Source organism: Collinsella aerofaciens (assembly GCF_039752775.1).
Lineage (GTDB): Bacteria > Actinomycetota > Coriobacteriia > Coriobacteriales > Coriobacteriaceae > Collinsella > Collinsella aerofaciens_R.
This window is the reverse complement of record NZ_JBDMGT010000010.1, coordinates 1-16,657: the sequence shown is the minus strand read 5'-3', so window position 1 is coordinate 16,657 and position 16,657 is coordinate 1. Positions and strand designations below refer to the sequence as shown.

Genomic DNA, 16,657 nt, shown 5'->3' with positions numbered 1-16,657 from the left:
TAGACCTTTTGGTCATGCCACCCCCTTTGAATGACAAGTTGTCGCCCCGGCCGCCGCGCAGCGTCGACTAAGTTAGAGGCCGAGCATCGGCTCCAAGACGAAGAAGTACGCAAGCACCACGATGCCCAGAATGATGCGGTAGACGCCGAAGCACTTGAAGTCGTGACGGCGGACGAAGCCCATAAGCCACTTGATGGCGATGAGCGAAACCACAAAGGCCACAACGCAGCCCACGCCCAGGATGGCGACCTCGTTGGCACCGAACGTACCGCCCTTGATGAAATACTTGACCAGCTTGAGCGCACTCGCGCCAAACATGACAGGGATGGCCAGGAAGAACGTAAACTTGGACACCACCGAACGCGTACAGCCCAAAAGCAGGCCGCCGATGATGGTAGAACCGGAGCGAGACGTACCAGGCACCAGCGAAAGCACCTGGAAGCAGCCGATACCCAGCGCAGTCTTCCAGCTCAGGTCCTCGAGCGTGGCGATGGAGCCAAAGTCCAGATTCTCGTCATCGTCCTCATCCTCAGCGGTAGCCGCGGCGGGCGCCGCAAAGTGCGCACCGGCGGGACGTCCACCCGACACCACAGCACGCGAGCCAAACGAACCGGCAACGGCCATTTCCTCGCGCTTGCTCGCGCGCCAGTTCTCGATCACGATAAACAGCACGCCGTACACAATGAGCGCCAGCGCCACGACGGGAGCATTGTAGAAATGCTCCTCCATCCAGTCGTTAAGCGGCAGACCGATCGCCGCGGCGGGAATGCAGCCGAGCACAATCTTGCCCCACAGCACCCAGGTGTCGCGACGGCCCTCCTTGCCCTTGCTGGGCGAGAACGGATTGAGCTCATGGAAGAACAGCACACAGACGGCCAGAATGGCGCCGAGCTGAATCACGACCAGGAACATATTCCAGAACGTCTCGCTCACGTTCATCTTGACGAACTCGTCCACCAAGATCATGTGACCGGTCGACGAAACAGGCAGCCATTCGGTGATGCCCTCGACCAGGCCCATGAAGGCAGATTTTAGAAGCTCGATAATATCCAAAGGGACCCCCTCGTTAGACACCCGCCGATATTGTTCTGCGGACGGTGCGGGCGATGTCCCATTATCAACCGTTCGGGCGCGTCTACGCCTACCCTTACCAAAAAACTCGCCCGTTCACAGAATTGCGAGCGGTCAAACCCAAATCCTTGGGTATAACTGCAACAAGATAAAGTGTCCGGCGGCCAACGCGCCCGCGCCCGCCCGATGCACGAGCCCCGCGCCCGTGCGATAGACCAAGGAGGAAACCATGAACGAGGGCTACACCAAGGTATTTGTTTCACTCGACGGTACTGAGCAGCAGGATTTTGTGCTCGCACGCGCCATCAAGGTCGCCGCGAACAACGGCGCCAAGCTAATCATCGGCCACGTTATCGATTCCACGGCGCTCGAGAGCGCCGGTTCCTATCCGGTCGATCTGGTCAACGGCCTAGAGGAGGCATTTAAGAACTCCATCGCCAAGCAGCTCGAAGAGGCCAAGGCCAATCCCGATATTCCCGAGGTCGAGGTCATGATTCGCGCCGGCCGTATTCGCGAGACGCTCAAGGACGAGATGCTCGACGTGGTTAAGCCCGACCTGGTGCTCTGCGGCGCTCGCGGTCTGTCCTCGATCAAGTATGCGCTCCTGGGCTCGATTTCGACGTTCCTGCTGCGCAACACCGACTGCGACATCTTGGTCGTAAAGTAGCGTTGCTCCCACCGGCCGCGGGGCCTGCGGGGTTTCCACAGGCACGTCCTCGCCGCTTCGCGGCTGCGGGATGTGCCCTTAGGAAACCCCTCCCGGCCTCGCGGCCTTCGCAGCCTTACTTCAGCGAGTTGTCTGATAGAAAAATGGCGTGCCGCCCCGTTTGGGGCGGCACGTTTTGTTTGGGGCGATTCATTTAAATCCTTGCGGCTATATTCACGTTCGGGAACATAGCCGTCCGTGCCGCAAGACGGCCCGCCTACTCAAAGTATTGGAACTTGTTGGTTGAGAAGGCGAACGTTACGACGAAGCCTTCGCCGGGCTCGGATGCCGCGGTGACATCGATACCCATCTTGGAGCACAGACGCGCCACCAGGTAGAGGCCAATGCCCGTTGCGCGCTTGGTGGTGCGGCCGTTATCGCCGGTAAAGCCCTTCTCGAACACGCGCGGCAGGTCGGCCGCGCTCACGCCGCAGCCGTTGTCCGCGACGGTGAGCTCGATGCGTTCGCTCGCCAGGCCCTCGTCCAGCAACGCGCCCGAAAACACGATCTTTGCGCCGTCCTCGCGCGCATATTTAATGCTGTTCTGAATGAGCTGGCCCAGAATAAACTCGAGCCACTTCTCGTCGGTAAAGACCTCAAAGTCGAGGTTCTCGCACACCGGGGCCACGTGCGCCGCGATGAGCTCGCGCGCGTTGGCTTTAATCGCGCCCGTCACCAAGGTCTTGAGATCCCAGCGGCGAATCAGGTAGTCGCGCTCCACGACTTCCGAACGCGCGTAGTACAGCGCCTGGTCGATATAGCGCTCCACGCGAGCCAACTCACGGCCCAGGTCATCCACACGAGACAGGTCGTCTTCGCTGCCATCCAGGTTTTCCAAAATTAGATGAGCCGCCGCCAGGGGCAGTTTGGCCTCGTGGACCCAGCTCTCGATATAGTCGCGATAGTCATCGGTCTGACGCCGGCCTTCGGCAACCTCGTCGCAAGCGGCTTTGCCCACCCGGCGCAAGACCTCGTACTCGAGCTCGCCCTCGGCATAGGTCGGGCATTGCACCATCTCCTGCACCCATGCGGGGCTCTCGAGCTCCTCGGCCGCGCGCTCCAGCTGACGCAGAAAACGGCGGCGACGCGCGTACTCGACCACGATGCCGAGCATACCAAAGATAAAGGACACGCCGACCGCCACGACCACGATAGAGACGGGTGCACCGGCAACCGTCAGCACAAAGCAGCTCAGCAGCACACCGCACGTCCACACGGCGACGGGAAGCAGCGCATCTTTAAAGAACTTGCCAAACGACATAGCCGGCCCCTAGACCGAATAGCCTTGGCCGCGATGCGTGGTCAAATACCCCTTGATGCCGATTTTTTCGAGCGTGGTGCGCAGGCGGTTGATGTTGACGGTGAGCGTATTGTCGTCCACGAAGGCGTCGGAGTCCCACAGGTCCTGCATGATGGCCGAGCGCGAAACGATCTTGCCCGCGCGGCTCAGAAGCAGCGAGAGGATACGCAGCTCGTTTTTGGTGAGCTCGGTGCTGGTGCCCGTTTGCGTGTTGGTGACCATTGAGCGGGCGAGGTCGAGCTCCAGCCCCTTGTGGACAAGTGTGCTGCGCTCGCCTGACGCCGCGGTGCGACGCAGCAGTGCGTTGATGCGCGCCACAAGCACACGGGCGCTGTAAGGCTTGGGAACAAAGTCGTCCGCGCCGAGCGTCATGGCCATAACCTCGTCGATCTCGGTCGTGCGCGACGTGAGAACGATGATGGGAACCTCGGATTCGCGGCGAACCTCGTGGCAGATATGCTGGCCGTCCTTGACGGGAAGCGTGAGGTCGAGCAGCACCAGGTCGGGCACGGCGGCGAGAATATCGCGCGAGACATGCTCAAACGATTCGCAGGCCTCGACTTCAAACCCGGCGCGGGCAAGGATGTCGACAAGCTCACGACGAATGGGCTCGTCGTCCTCAACGATATAGATCAGCGCCATTGATTCCGCTCCCCTCTTGGTTGTCTTGTCCCATTATGACCGCAAAGCTGCAGGTACACGCCTCGCGCGGTGCCAGGTGACAGAACTGTTCGCGAGCGGGGGCGTTTTGTCCGCCTCGCACTCGCAGCGGTGGCGGGGACCAAAATGATTCTTTAATCCCCGTCCCAGAAAAATCATTTAGCGGCGGGCGCGGAGCTTTTCGTAGCCTTCGGCGAAGAAGGCGACCGTGGCGGCGTCGGCCTCGGCGGCGTCCGTCTCGGTTGCGGGGACCACGCCGTGCTCGTCACTCACCAGGAACAGCGCGCCCTTGAGCTGCGCGGGAATGTCCACGCGCGTGACCGGGATGCCCTTGGTCTGGGCCAGCTGCTCAATGAGCGTCGCCGTGCCGCACAGACACTCGTCCGCTGGCGCCACAAAGGCCAGCTCGCCGTTATCGACGGCGGCGAGCAGCTCGGGCGCCACGCCGGTTTCGTCGGCCTCGGAGCGGGCCTCGGCGGAGCGGGCACGTAGCGCCTTGGCCGACGTATCGGCCAGCGGCTCGTACTCGCCCACCGTCATGGCGGCGTTGCCGTTGATGTCGATCACCAGCATGAGCACGCCGTCGTGTGCGGTGTAATCACCCTCGGCAAGCGACCACTCAACGTGTTGTTTGGCCCAGCTGAGCATGTTGTGGGTAAGCGGCTCGCCCTGCACCAGGCGCTCGGACAGCGCGCGAATGTGGCGGTTGAGCATGGGCACCTTTTTGTTGGACATGCGCCAACGGCAGACAAGCGCGGGCTTGTCGAGCGTAAACTTCTCGACCGCCTCCTGATTGGCGCAAAAGTCCTCGTACGCACGCTGATCCTCGGCATTGCCAAACAGCTCGGCATCATCAATCTGGGGCATGGTCATACCTTTCGTGTTAGTCATTCCGTCCTCTTATACCAAAAAGACGGCCCTCCAAACGGAGCAGCCGTCTTTTGCAGAGATTATTTTGACGATACGGTCAGGCGACCGATCGGCTTAATGGGATAGAACAACATCCCATTAAGGGTTTTCCAAGTGCCCGAGATTGCCCCGAAAGAGGAGCGCCGCGTACTAAATGTACGCAAGCGACGGTTTGAGGGGCAAGGTCGGGTGCTTGGGAAAGCCTCTAGTGCCTAAAATGCCTGGCCCCTGTGAAGACCATCGCAATACCATGCTCGTTGCAGGCCTGGACGCTCTCGTCGTCGCGCTTGGAGCCGCCGGGCTGGATGATGCAGGTCACGCCGTGCGCGGCGAGCACGTCGACGTTGTCGCGGAACGGGAAGAACGCGTCGCTTGCACAGGCAAAGCCGCCCTTCTCCACGCCCTCGCGCTCGCAGAAGTCCTCGGCGCGCTCGCAGGCAAGCAGCGCAGAGTCAACGCGGTTGGGCTGACCCGGGCCCATGCCAATGCCGGCCTTACCCTTGGAAACCAGGATGGCGTTGGACTTGACGCCCTTGCAGACCTTCCAGGCAAACTCGAGCTCGGCCATCTCGGCGTCGGTGGGCTTGCGGTCGGTGGGGAACGTAAAGGTCGCAGGATCCTCGGTCACGTGGTCGACCTCCTGCACCAGCATGCCGCCGTCGACGGAGCGCAGCTCCACCTGGGCGCCGTGGTCCACGCCGCCGGTGGCCAGCACGCGCAGGTTGGGGCGCTTGGCCATGCGCTCGAGCGCCTCGGCAGTGTAGCTCGGAGCGATGATAACCTCGACGAACTGCTTGTTCTGATCGGCAAAGTGCTCAACCAGCTCATAGGGAACCTCGCGGTTGCAGGCGATGATGCCGCCGAAGGCGCTCTTGGGATCGCAGGCGAAGGCGCGGTCGTAGGCGGCCGTGATGTCCTCGGCCACGGCGGAGCCGCAGGGGTTCTGATGCTTGAGGATCACGCAGGCCGGCTCGTCGAACTCGCGGACTAGGTTCCAAGCGGCGTCGGCATCCAGATAGTTGTTGTAGCTGAGCGGCTTGCCCTGGATCTGCTCGGAGCCCACGAGCGGGAACTGCGAGCTCGCGGTATTCTCGCAGCCCTCGGCAAAGCGATAGACCGTGGCCTTCTGCTGAGGATTCTCGCCATAGCGCAGGTCGTCGACCTTCTCCAGCGAGATCTCGAGCTTGGCAGAGGTGTCCGCCACGTCGCTTGCGTGGGCGGCGAGCCAACGGGAGATAGCCGTGTCGTAGGCGGCGGTGGTCTGGTAGACCTTCACCTGCAGGCGACGACGGGTGGAAAGCGTGGTGCAGCCACCGGTCTCGCACATCTCGGCCAGGACGGCATCATAGTCGGCCGGGTCGGAGATGACGGTAACGCTCGCGGCGTTCTTGGCGGCAGAGCGCAGCATGGAAGGACCGCCGATGTCGATGTGCTCGATGGCATCCGCGAAGGTGACCTCGGGGTTGGCGACGGTCTTCTCGAACTCGTACAGGTTGACGACGACCAGGTCGATCAGCTTAATGCCGTGCTGTGCCGCCTCCTGCATGTGCTGCTCGGAATCGCGGCGGGCCAGCAGCGCGCCGTGAACCTTGGGGTGCAGGGTCTTAACGCGGCCGTCCATCATCTCGGGATAGCCCGTGAACTCCTCGATGGGGGTTACGGGGACGCCCGCGTCCTCGATGGCACGAGCCGTGCCGCCCGTAGAGATGATCTCGACGCCAAAGTCATCGACCAGCGTCCGTGCGAAATCGACGACGCCCGTCTTATCGGTAACCGAAATCAACGCGCGTGCGATCTTCACATCAGATCCCATGCAGTCCTCCTGTCTGGTACGCCGCCGTGCTCTGTGAGTCGGTGATACGTCGATCTGCAGCGCTCGCGCAGCGGCATTGAAAATACTGATTCAATGTAGCGCATCGAGCGCATCGATGCACCCCGCAACGGGCGCATATGCAGAAAAAGTTTGCGAGCGGAGGGGATGGGCACGGCACCGGGCACGGTGAGTTCATGGAACACAGGGGCACCATAATTAGATGCCAATAGCGTGGTAGAACTGTGCTCGATATGCATCCGCAAAAGAAAGAGGCACCATGGTCTCGCGGGTTCTCTACCGACCGTTTGATACCGAAGACTTCGACGCCATCGCGTTGATTCTGCAGCAGCTTTGGCATAACAATTCGGATAACGATGAGTACAACCGCCTCGAGGCCGCATGCGACCTCGCCTATTGCCTTTCGTCTTCGACGTTTTCGCAGGTTGCCGTAATCGACGGCCATGCACGCGGCATTGCGCTTGCACGCGCAGGACAGAGCTCCGGCGCCACCGTTAAGGAACATTGGATGGATACCGAACGCGCGCTGCTATCGCAGATGCGTGAGCTGGAGCCCGATGCCTGCGCCGAGTATCTCTCGTTTGTGCGCGCAACCATCCGGACCAACAACCGCCTGCTCGAGAGCAGCCCGTTGCCGCACGACAACGAGGTCACGCTGCTTGCCGTGGATCGCGATGTCCATGGCCTGGGCGTTGGCACGGTTCTGCTCGATGCCGCGGTCTCACACCTATCCTCGCTTGGAGCGACGAGGGCGCACCTGTACACCGACTCCAACTGCTCGTGGAAGTTCTACGAGCTGCACGGCTTTAAGCGCACGGCCACGCACCGCGCCAACCGCGAAGAGCGTCGCCACGACATGCCGCGCGAAAGCTTCCTCTACGAACTCGATCTAACAGCCTAAACCCAGCAGCCATACCTAGTCATTTAGGGATGTTCCCAGTGATTAGTCGTTGGGGACAGCCTTCGTAGGTAGCGCATGAAAATGGGATGGATCCGTCGGCAGTCGCCGGAGAAGATCCATCCCAAAAATCAGAGCGCGCTAGAACGTTCCGCCGCCGCCTCCGCCGACGCCGCCACCACCGCCGCCAGAGAAGCCGCCGCCGCTGCCGCCGCTCGAGCTATCGGAGCTCGAAGCCAGCTCGCGGATGGTCTCGTGATACACATCGTTGAACGAATCGAGCGGAGACTCGTTGCCGTAGTGATGGTAATACCACCAGTAGCAGGGGTAGTTGTCGTAGAAATCGTCGCTGTTGCGCAGGTCCGCAGGCACGGCCTCGGCCAGCTGTCGCAGCACTTCTTTCGAAACGCCCAGGGCAACGCCCATCACCAGCAGCTTGTTCCACAGCACCAAATCGCCCGGGACGGCTTCCTTTAGGCGTGTGAAATCCTCGAGCCAATGCTTGAGCGCCTTGCAGCGAGCCGCCACCTCGGCGCCCTCCGGCGTAAAGCGGCGGAACGTAAGGCCCACGCCGATACCCACCAGCACAATCGGCACCGAGATAACCGCGGCGGTAATGTTCGCCTGTGCGCCATCGGTAAAGAAGATGGATCCCACGGGAACAAAGGCAATCAGGATACCAAGAACCAGGCAAAACACCATTGCAACAATGCCGTCTGAGGCAACGTACTCGCTATCGGCCAGCTTGCCCTTAACGGTGTTCTGATAGTCCTCGAGCTTGTCGCCCACGGGTGTAGCGTGCTGCTTGACGTAGTGCTGCAGCTCGTCGAACGTGCGCGAGCGATCGCCGTTCTCGTCAGGCTTAGTACCGGCAAAGAAGACCTTGAGCACCATGTGGTCAATGCCCTTGGCCGACTTCCAGCCCGCATCACTCACCGTCACGCGATACGTCTGCTCTTCTTTTTCACGCCCCAACAGACCCTTCTTGGCCTTGGTCACGGTCGCCTGCTCCAGCTTGATCACACGGTCGTCAGTGAGCTTCATGAGCGTGGCGATATATGCCTGATCGGGCACCTCGTTCCAGCTCATGAGGGCCGAAAGCACGGCGGGATGGTCGGCCGAAGGCACATCGCGGAAATATTCGTCCTGGAAAAGCGGCTTGGGCTTGCGCTTGCGCAGCTTGAGCATAACGATTGTGCCGGTAAAGGCCACCGCCGCAACAACACTTAGCACGGCAAGTGCATTGGCAATCATGCGAGCGTGAGCGCGGCGGGCGTTAGCTTCGTCGGCCCATTCCTTCTCTTCGCTCAGGATCGTTGACATGCGCTCTTCGCCCGAAGCGGCAAGCTGCGGCACCCAGTCGCTAGGGAAGGCGATGCGTGCCTCGGCGAATTCGCCCTGGTGCACGCAGGGAATGGTATAGGTGACCATGGGCTCGTCCTCATCGAGCGACACGTCGCCCGTCAGCGGACCATGGCCCCATGCGCGGAAGTTATCGCCCTTGACGGCCGCCGTCCCGGCAGCGGCATTCGCGAAGCACACTTCCATCTCGACGTCATCGGAATCCGCAGACCAGCCGTCACCTACGAACTTCCAGTAGAGCTCGGCGGTATCGGCCCAGTTCATAACCGCACCGGTCATGGTGTAGCTCACGTAGTAGATTGCGCTGTCGCCGCTCTCGTGAGGGCTGAACACCTTAATCCTTACGCCGTCACCGGTCTGCTCGACCGCGTAGACGCCAGAGTCGCCCTTGTTCGCGCTATCGACTTTGTTAAACGCGGTGTCCTCTTCCTCGACACTCAGCACGTCGACGCCCGCCGTGCCGCCCTGCTGGTTGGAGCCCGTATTGATCTCCCAAAACACGCCGTTGATGTCGTCGTCGAAATCAAACTGGCGTCCCTCGACAACGGTCAGCGATCCATCGGCCTCGACCGTGGCACTGATATAGGTCTGGGTCATGGAGTAGCCGTCGGCGTGCGCGGCGACAGGCAGCAGCAACAACGCAAGCGCGACGAGCACGCAGACGGAAGCGAATCGCGCAAACAGGTGGCGCTGCCGGCTGACTTTGGCGGCGAGGGTGTTCATAGGCACATCCTTTGTCTGTGATACCAGCAACGCCATTGTCCCACGTTTACGGGCGCACATGACGAACATCTAGGCCAGCGGAGTATCAAACGGGACGAAAGTCACGCCCGCGGCCGGCACCTGGGGACGTTCCTTATCTGCCGGCAATCTGGGACACTCCTTGGCATAGCCCGCTCCGGCAATAGATACCACTTCATAGCTCCGTCACAGGTGTAGCGGCTTTGTGTTGCCGCACGCGCACTGATTGAGTCCGCGAGCAAGGGGCATAAAGCAGTTGAGCGAAAACGGTTTGCCCCTTTGCCGTTCGCTTGAGGATCATGTCCCCCTTTTCCGCGGAAACCCCGGCAGTTGCGAAGAGCTGCCGGGGTTTCTGTCGTTTGAGGGGTTGGGCTGGCGGGCGGCGATCGAGCTATCGAGCCGGTGGTCCGGCACGCGCAACGCGCGGCCTCGGCAACTTGCAGGCCACGGCAGCGTCTCCCCCACCGCGCCCCGCGCTATACTCGTCCGCATGGATATCAACGCATGCAACATAGCAACACACGCCGCGGACGCACCAGCAACGGCAGCGCCCATCCCCGTCGTGGGCCGCTTTGCCCCGTCGCCCTCGGGCCGCATGCACCTGGGCAACGTGTTCAGTTGCCTGTGTGCGTGGCTTTCGGCCCGCAGCCAGGGCGGCAGCATCGTGCTGCGCATCGAGGACCTGGACGATCGCTGCAAGCGCCCGGAACTTGCCGCTCAACTGATTGACGATCTAACCTGGCTGGGGCTCGAGTGGGACGAAGGCCCCTACTACCAGCACGATCGCCTGGATCTGTACGAGGACGCCCTGCGCCAGCTGCAAGACGCCGGCCTCACCTATCCCTGTTTTTGCACGCGTGCCGAACTCCACGCCGCGAGCGCGCCGCACGCCAGCGACGGCACGCCCATCTACCGCGGCGCCTGCCGAGGCCTTTCTGCCGAGGAGGTTGCCCGCCGCAGCGCCCTGCGCGCCCCGGCCACACGCCTGCGCGTGCCCACCGTCGACGACCTCGCAGACGACGTGATCGAATTCGTTGACCGCACGTACGGAGCCCAATGCGAGGCACTCGCCACCGAGTGCGGCGACTTTTTGGTGCGCCGCAGCGACGGCGTTTTTGCCTACCAGCTAGCCGTGGTAGTCGACGACGCTGCCATGGGCGTCACCGAGGTCGTGCGCGGATGCGACCTGCTGGGCTCCACGCCGCGCCAGATCTACCTGCAGCATCTGCTGGGACTGCCCACACCGCACTACGCACATATTCCGCTGCTCATGTCACCGGACGGCCGCCGCCTTTCCAAGCGCGACCGCGACCTAGACCTGGGCGAGCTCCGCACCCGCTTTGGCACACCCGAGGCGCTGTTGGGATGGCTCGCCGGGCAAACAGGCATCGCGCCGGACACCACGCCGCGTACCGCCGAGCAGCTGGTCGAGCACTTTAGCTGGGACGTCATCCGCGCGCATCGGGAGAACATCACTGTAACGGTCGAGTAGCCAGCCACCCCGCCTCTACGCAACATCCCAGGGCTGGAGTTCGTCGCCCAGGCGAACGATGCAGTCGTAGAGCACGGTATGGCGCTCGGCCGGGTTGACATCCCGATGAAAATGCCCGTAGTACCAGCGCTTGTAGTCCAGACGGTCCTCCAGCTCGTCAAAAAACGTGGTGAGTCGATCGACATCGGGATAATTCCAGCCGGGCGCCGGATAGAGCGTGGGCGACAACATGCGCGTGGAGCAGGTGTGGGTGATCACGTAGTCGACCTTCCAGCCCACGCTGTCGAGCTTTGTCCGCGCCTCCTCAAAGTTGCGCTCGTCCGGCAACTCCTGCGGCCACCAGCTGGAATACGGAATGCGGTATTCCTTGTCCACGCTCGTGGCGCCGCCCATGGTAAAGATCGTTGAGCCATCAAGCTCAAAAACCTCGCCGCGCGTCAGGCGCCGTATGGGAGAGGTATCCGACAGGCGCTGCGTCAGCCCGCCGTGCCACAACTCCATGGGGCGCTCCGCCCAGTGATCGAAACGTTCGTGGTTGCCGTCGACGAACAGCACGGTATAGGGGCGCGACTCCAGCCAGGCGATATCGGCACATTCCTCGGCAGAGAAATCCCACGGAAAGCCAAAGTCGCCCGCGACAATCAGATAGTCGTCGCTCGTCAAACTATCCCCAAGATCCCAGTCGCGCAGCTTTTGCATGTCGAGGCCGCCGTGAATATCGCCCGTCACATAGACCGTCATCGGATTACCACTTCCCTGTAAGTCGCTAGCCCACATTCTGCACGATCACTAAGCCAACCGTTCCAGCCCTTCCATCCCTTAGGGCTTACCCCTCGTTCTTCCATCCAAACGGGTCGAGCACCCAAAAGATCAAATCGAGCGCGCCACCGGTCATCATGGCGCCGGCAAGGGCCATGCAAACGTGCAGAGAGCTAGCACTTCGGAGCACGTCGAATGGCCCCAGAACAGCCAGCAGCGCAACCGCTGTGCCGGCAAGGCGCAACGCGAGGCACGGCCACGCGTCCTTGACGCACTTCTTTGCGAGATGCTTGGTGTTGTCACTCATCAATATCGAACTCCTTAGAGGGTCGTTGTTCAGATACATGCCGCCGCGACAGAGCGGGGCGGCAGGGTAAGTGTCACATGCTGTGCGGACATCAATGGAGAAACCGCCTGCTCGACCAACCTTTGACGCCGTTTTGCACCGGCACCACATCCCCCGCTATCGAGGTCTAATACTTTTCCCACCGCTACCCAAAAACTCATCCAACGTTAATCTTGGCTCAAGAATCGCTTAATCTATAACCTGCACTATAGAGTTCGACCAAGGGCGGGGCGGCGCCGCGCAACGCAGACCGCCGAACGCAACGCTCGCGCCCGGGCAAATCGCCCGGCGTCGCGCCCATCGAACGAAAGGACAGGTCATGGACGACCTCGAAAAAGTTGAAACCATCCGCACCAAGTGCAACGTGAGCTACACCGATGCCAAGGCCGCGCTCGACGCCGCCGACGGCAACGTTTTGGACGCCATCATTTGGCTCGAGTCGCAGGGCAAGACGCAGACCACGTCGGCGCACGCCGCCACCGAGTCCGCGCCAGTCGATGAGCCCTCAGCCGAGATGGTCGCCGCGCAGGCCGCCTACGAGAAGTCGAGCGAAAAGACCGACTTCTCCAAGAAGATGGACAGCGTATGGGAGTACCTCAAAAAGCTCTTCCGCCTGAGCCTGGACACCAAGTTTATCGCCACGCGCCGCGATGCAATCATCCTCAACATCCCCATCCTGATCCCCATCATCGCCCTGTTTGCCTGGGGCGCTACGATTTGGCTGATGCTGATTGGCCTGTTCTTTGGCATGCGCTACCGCATCGACAGCGACGGCGACGTGCCCGGCAGTATCAACAACCTTATGAATCACGCCGCCGATGCCGCGGACGACATCAAGCAAAATCTGAACGACGACAAGTAATCGCAGACGGGGGCACGCATGGCACGGATCCTGATCGTAGAGGACGAGGAGAAAATCGCCCGCTTTGTGACGCTCGAGCTGGAGCACGAGGGCTACCAGGTGGAACACGCCGCCGATGGCCGCACCGCCGTGGACCTGGCGCTGGAGCGCAACTACGATCTTATTCTGCTCGATGTGCTGTTGCCGCAGCTCAACGGCATGGAGGTCCTGCGGCGCGTCCGCAAGCACAAGGATGTGCCGGTGATAATGGTCACCGCGCGCGATGCCGTGATGGACAAGGTGGCCGGGCTCGATGCCGGCGCCGACGATTACCTGACCAAGCCGTTTGCGATTGAGGAGCTGTTCGCACGGATCCGCGTGGCGTTGAAGCGCTCGGAGGCCGTGCGGGCGGCTTCGGGCGTTGGCGGCATCGGGACGGGCGCGGCAGGCGGCACGGGTGTCGGCGCCACTGCGATGCCCCCGGTCAGTGACTCGACCCAGGTTTCCGCCTCGCTCTCCCCCGCCACGCTCGCCGTGGGCTCGGTTGCGCTCGACCCCGACCGCCGCGAAGTCACGGTCGGCGGCTCGCCCATTGCGCTCACGGCCCGCGAGTTCGATGTCCTCGCCCTGCTTATGGCGCATGCCGAGACCGTGCTCACGCGCGAACGCATCGCGCACGAAGCGCTGGGCTACGAATACATGGGCGACACCAACAACGTCGACGTGCACATCGCGCATCTACGCGCCAAGATCGAGGACGCCGGCGGCGCCCGCATCATCCAGACCGTGCGCGGGGTGGGCTATGTCTGCCGCGCGTAACGCCGAGGCCAAGCGCGTCACCTCCATCGCCCGCGCCATCAACTGGAGCTATATGTGGCGCCGCCTGATGAGCTACGTCTGGCTCGATCTGTTGCTGGTGGTGATTGCGGCGGCGATCCTCGTCTATGGATACAACCAGACACTGCCCGACAGCGCGTTTACCGCAGGATGGATCCCCGGCGCCACCGTTCGCGGCATGTCGCTGAAGCCCGCGCGCGGCTGGGACCTGACAACGCTCACCTATACCGTCGAGCTTGCGCGTACCACCAAGACCTTCCCCCTCGCGCAGGACCTCATCGCACTTTGGCCCCTCTATATCGTTGTTGTAGGTTGGCAGGTCATCAGCATGCTCGATATGCTCGGCGGCGCTCGCCGTGTGCGCCGCACCATGGCGCCGCTCAACGACCTGGCCCTGCGCGTGGACGAGCTCGGCCGCATGCAGCTCTCCGGCGGCAAGATGGAAACGCTGGAGCAAGCCATCGAGCGCGCGAGCGTCGACTCGCCGAGCGTCACCACCGGCGACGCCGACCTGGCAAGCATCGAGGTCGCACTCAACCGCCTGCTGCGCCAGATGCAAGAGGCCAAGCTGCAGCAGATGCGCTTTGTCAACGATGCAAGCCACGAGCTGCGCACGCCCATCGCGGTGATTCAGGGCTACGTGAACATGCTCGACCGCTGGGGCAAAGACGACCCGGACGTGCTGGCGGAATCCATCGCGTCCCTCAAGGCCGAAAGCGAGCACATGCAGGAGCTCGTGGAGCAGCTGCTGTTTTTGGCGCGCGGCGATGCCGGGCGCACGGTCCTGCGGCGTGCGCATACCAACCTGGCTGCACTGGTCGGCGAGGTTTGCGAAGAATCGCAGATGATCGATGCCGGGCACACGTATCGGCTGGCCTTTGACGCTGCGCTTATCAGCGACCCGCGCTGCGACGCGTCCGTCGATGTCGCGCTCGTGAAGCAGGCTCTGCGCGTGATCGTGCAAAACGCCGCCAAGTATTCGGACGCGGGCACGCCCATCTCGTTTGGCGTAGCGCCGGATGCGGGCGCGGGCACGATCGACATAAGCGTTGAGGACGAGGGCATCGGCATGAACCAGGAATCCGCAGCTCACGCGTTCGAGCGGTTCTACCGCGCCGACAACGCGCGCGATGCCGGAGCGCAGGGCTCGGGCCTGGGGCTCGCCATCGCCAAGTGGATCGTCGATAGCCACGGCGGCGTCATCGGCGTGACCTCGGTCGAGGGCGTCGGCAGCCGCTTTACGATTCGCCTGCCGCGGTAGGAAGCCCCTCGGCATAAATAAAGGGATAGGGCCACGCAGCCCTATCCCTTTTTGCTAGCTATGACAGCTTGTGCGCTACTCGCGGCACAGGTGCACGGCGAAGCCGGCGAACTCGCGCTTAAAGTACACGAGCTTGGTACCACCGTCGGGTAGCAGCGCGCGCGACTCCTCGTTGACCTCGAGCCCGCGCTCGGCAAACCACTTCTCAGCTGCATCGATGTCGTTAACGGCAAAGCCGATGTGGCCTTTGGTGCCACGACCGTTCTGCTTCATGACCTCGACCAGCGAATCGTTGAAGTACGAAACCGGGGTCTCGATAACAGGCAGGCCCATCATCGTCGAGAACAGCTCCGCGATCTCCAGGGCGTCTGCCGGGTCGGCGGCGTTAATGCCCACATGGGCAACGCGCATGCCAAAGAGCTCGACCGGGTTGACGTTCTGCTCACTCATACAGGCAGTGCCTACTGAGCCATGACGTCGAGAACGGCCTTCTCGGCAGCGACGCGGTTCATGCCGGTCATGAAGGGCACGCCGCTCACGTACGGGCAGGTGAGGCCTTCGGGGGCAACGGTGGTGGCGATCAGCAGGTCGGCGCCCTCGTCGCAGTAGTCCTTGGCCTCGGAGATGGCGCACTGCACGATCTCGTACTTGTCGGCGTAACCGTTGGCGTCGAGCAAGGTGGCGACCTTCTGGGCAACGAGTGTGGAAGTAGCAGCGCCAGCACCGCAAGCCAAAACGATCTTCTTCATAGGTAATGTCTCCCTTCATGGTTTACTTTAGGTAAGTGTACCGCAGCGAGCGATGGCACTCAGCCTCGATGAGCTTTTATGCCAGTTTGCTTGCACGCTGCGTATAATACATCTAGTACGTGTTGTCATACCGCTCGCTTTAAGAGCGACTAAGGACTCTGAAATGCCCGATTCCCGCACCCTCTGGACCGCCGTCGTTATCATCTGCATCGCCGTGTCGGTGTTCTTTAGCGTCAAAAAACGCACCACGTTCAAACGCCTGCAGCAATTGATGGCCGCCAAGCAGTGGGACGAGTTCGATCGTTTGCTCGACGGCAAACTCACCAGCATGCTGTACCCGCGCTACAACCGCGACTACCTGCGCCTGAACTCCTATCTGCTGCGCGAGGACCATAAGCGCGCCGACGAGATGTTCGACCTGCTACTGGGACTCAACCTGCCCAAGATGCAGCGCGTCGACCTGGTAATCAAAGCTTTTAACTACTACGTTGGCCAGGAGGACCGCAAAAAGGCCAAGGAGTTGCTGCATGAGATCAAGGGCTTTGAGGGCGGTCAGGCCGAGGCAGTCGCACACGAATGCCAGCTGATGTACGACACGATGATCCTCAAGCGCCACAACGACATTCCCGAGCTGGAGCGCATGCTCGAGGATGTCGGCGACGACCCGGTCAAGCGCTGCCGACTGGAGTACCTGCTGGCCCTGCAGTATCAAAACAAGGGCGACGAGGAAAAGTTCCAAGAGTTCCTGGAGAAGTCGGGCCAACACTCGATGGCCGTCAACGCGTAACGGACGGCTTGTGCTAGACTTCTAGTCTCACGGGGGCGTGGCGGAATTGGCATACGCAGGAGACTTAAAATCTCTCGCCGCAAGGATTGTGGGTTCGAGTCCCACCG

General features: G+C 61.8%; 17 protein-coding genes. 7 read left to right on the top strand and 10 right to left on the bottom strand.

The features are described 5' to 3' along the window. Nucleotides 1-72: 72 nt before the first annotated feature. Nucleotides 73-1,053, bottom strand: a complete 981-nt coding sequence (locus ABHR63_RS04105) for an undecaprenyl-diphosphate phosphatase (protein WP_346965083.1) — start codon at nt 1,051-1,053, stop codon at nt 73-75. A 247-nt stretch (nt 1,054-1,300) separates the two neighbouring features. Between ABHR63_RS04105 and ABHR63_RS04100 the strand changes: the two genes are divergently transcribed. Further along, nucleotides 1,301-1,738 carry a universal stress protein gene (locus ABHR63_RS04100; protein ID WP_006235921.1) on the top strand — a complete coding sequence of 146 codons (438 nt, stop codon included), beginning with the start codon at nt 1,301-1,303 and terminating at the stop codon, nt 1,736-1,738. A 256-nt stretch (nt 1,739-1,994) separates the two neighbouring features. Here the strand turns inward: ABHR63_RS04100 and ABHR63_RS04095 are convergent, their stop codons facing one another. The 4 genes from ABHR63_RS04095 to purH all read right to left on the bottom strand — a co-directional run bounded on the left by ABHR63_RS04095 (nt 1,995) and on the right by purH (nt 6,459). Next, the gene (locus tag ABHR63_RS04095; protein WP_138374528.1) at nt 1,995-3,038 is read right to left on the bottom strand and encodes a sensor histidine kinase; all 1,044 of its coding nucleotides are present in this window, start codon (nt 3,036-3,038) and stop codon (nt 1,995-1,997) included. A 9-nt stretch (nt 3,039-3,047) separates the two neighbouring features. Continuing rightward, a complete protein-coding gene (locus ABHR63_RS04090; RefSeq protein WP_138113373.1) occupies nt 3,048-3,719 on the bottom strand; it encodes a response regulator transcription factor in 672 nt (223 codons plus the stop codon). 177 nt (nt 3,720-3,896) lie between these two features. Next, nucleotides 3,897-4,628 carry a hypothetical protein gene (locus tag ABHR63_RS04085; RefSeq protein WP_138113375.1) on the bottom strand — a complete coding sequence of 244 codons (732 nt, stop codon included), beginning with the start codon at nt 4,626-4,628 and terminating at the stop codon, nt 3,897-3,899. 223 nt (nt 4,629-4,851) lie between these two features. After that, nucleotides 4,852-6,459, bottom strand: coding sequence for a bifunctional phosphoribosylaminoimidazolecarboxamide formyltransferase/IMP cyclohydrolase (gene purH, locus ABHR63_RS04080; RefSeq protein WP_346965082.1), 1,608 nt, complete (start codon nt 6,457-6,459; stop codon nt 4,852-4,854). 277 nt (nt 6,460-6,736) lie between these two features. Between purH and ABHR63_RS04075 the strand changes: the two genes are divergently transcribed. Then, nucleotides 6,737-7,378: a GNAT family N-acetyltransferase gene (locus ABHR63_RS04075; RefSeq protein ID WP_138113379.1), complete on the top strand. Its 642-nt coding sequence runs from the start codon at nt 6,737-6,739 to the stop codon at nt 7,376-7,378. Nucleotides 7,379-7,516: 138 nt separating this feature from the next. On the opposite strand, the gene ABHR63_RS04070 is transcribed toward ABHR63_RS04075, so the two are convergent. Then, nucleotides 7,517-9,460 carry a DUF2207 family protein gene (locus ABHR63_RS04070; RefSeq protein WP_346965081.1) on the bottom strand — a complete coding sequence of 648 codons (1,944 nt, stop codon included), beginning with the start codon at nt 9,458-9,460 and terminating at the stop codon, nt 7,517-7,519. A 508-nt stretch (nt 9,461-9,968) separates the two neighbouring features. Here ABHR63_RS04070 and gluQRS point away from each other — a divergent pair. Next, nucleotides 9,969-10,970: a tRNA glutamyl-Q(34) synthetase GluQRS gene (gene gluQRS / locus ABHR63_RS04065; RefSeq protein WP_225093955.1), complete on the top strand. Its 1,002-nt coding sequence runs from the start codon at nt 9,969-9,971 to the stop codon at nt 10,968-10,970. A gap of 15 nt (nt 10,971-10,985) precedes the next feature. Here the strand turns inward: gluQRS and ABHR63_RS04060 are convergent, their stop codons facing one another. After that, nucleotides 10,986-11,711, bottom strand: a complete 726-nt coding sequence (locus ABHR63_RS04060; RefSeq protein WP_195624862.1) for a metallophosphoesterase family protein — start codon at nt 11,709-11,711, stop codon at nt 10,986-10,988. A gap of 85 nt (nt 11,712-11,796) precedes the next feature. Further along, nucleotides 11,797-12,036: a hypothetical protein gene (locus ABHR63_RS04055; protein WP_195624861.1), complete on the bottom strand. Its 240-nt coding sequence runs from the start codon at nt 12,034-12,036 to the stop codon at nt 11,797-11,799. Between the two features lie 358 nt (nt 12,037-12,394). Between ABHR63_RS04055 and ABHR63_RS04050 the strand changes: the two genes are divergently transcribed. Genes ABHR63_RS04050 through ABHR63_RS04040 form a run of 3 tightly spaced genes read left to right on the top strand, consistent with a single transcriptional unit; the run spans nt 12,395 to nt 15,014 of the window. Next, nucleotides 12,395-12,937, top strand: coding sequence for a UBA domain-containing protein (locus ABHR63_RS04050; RefSeq protein ID WP_117847868.1), 543 nt, complete (start codon nt 12,395-12,397; stop codon nt 12,935-12,937). An 18-nt stretch (nt 12,938-12,955) separates the two neighbouring features. Then, nucleotides 12,956-13,735: a response regulator transcription factor gene (locus ABHR63_RS04045; RefSeq protein ID WP_006235907.1), complete on the top strand. Its 780-nt coding sequence runs from the start codon at nt 12,956-12,958 to the stop codon at nt 13,733-13,735. Next, complete coding sequence (locus ABHR63_RS04040) at nt 13,719-15,014, top strand: sensor histidine kinase (protein ID WP_138113387.1); 1,296 nt, start codon at nt 13,719-13,721, stop codon at nt 15,012-15,014. Before ABHR63_RS04045 ends, ABHR63_RS04040 begins: the two co-directional genes overlap by 17 nt. A 75-nt stretch (nt 15,015-15,089) precedes the next feature. Here the strand turns inward: ABHR63_RS04040 and ABHR63_RS04035 are convergent, their stop codons facing one another. Then, the gene (locus tag ABHR63_RS04035; protein ID WP_138113389.1) at nt 15,090-15,464 is read right to left on the bottom strand and encodes a VOC family protein; all 375 of its coding nucleotides are present in this window, start codon (nt 15,462-15,464) and stop codon (nt 15,090-15,092) included. An 11-nt stretch (nt 15,465-15,475) separates the two neighbouring features. After that, nucleotides 15,476-15,763: a PTS sugar transporter subunit IIB gene (locus tag ABHR63_RS04030; protein ID WP_006235903.1), complete on the bottom strand. Its 288-nt coding sequence runs from the start codon at nt 15,761-15,763 to the stop codon at nt 15,476-15,478. 163 nt (nt 15,764-15,926) lie between these two features. On the opposite strand from ABHR63_RS04030, the gene ABHR63_RS04025 reads away from it, so the two are divergent. Then, nucleotides 15,927-16,550, top strand: coding sequence for a hypothetical protein (locus tag ABHR63_RS04025; protein WP_138113391.1), 624 nt, complete (start codon nt 15,927-15,929; stop codon nt 16,548-16,550). Nucleotides 16,551-16,657 lie beyond the last annotated feature (107 nt).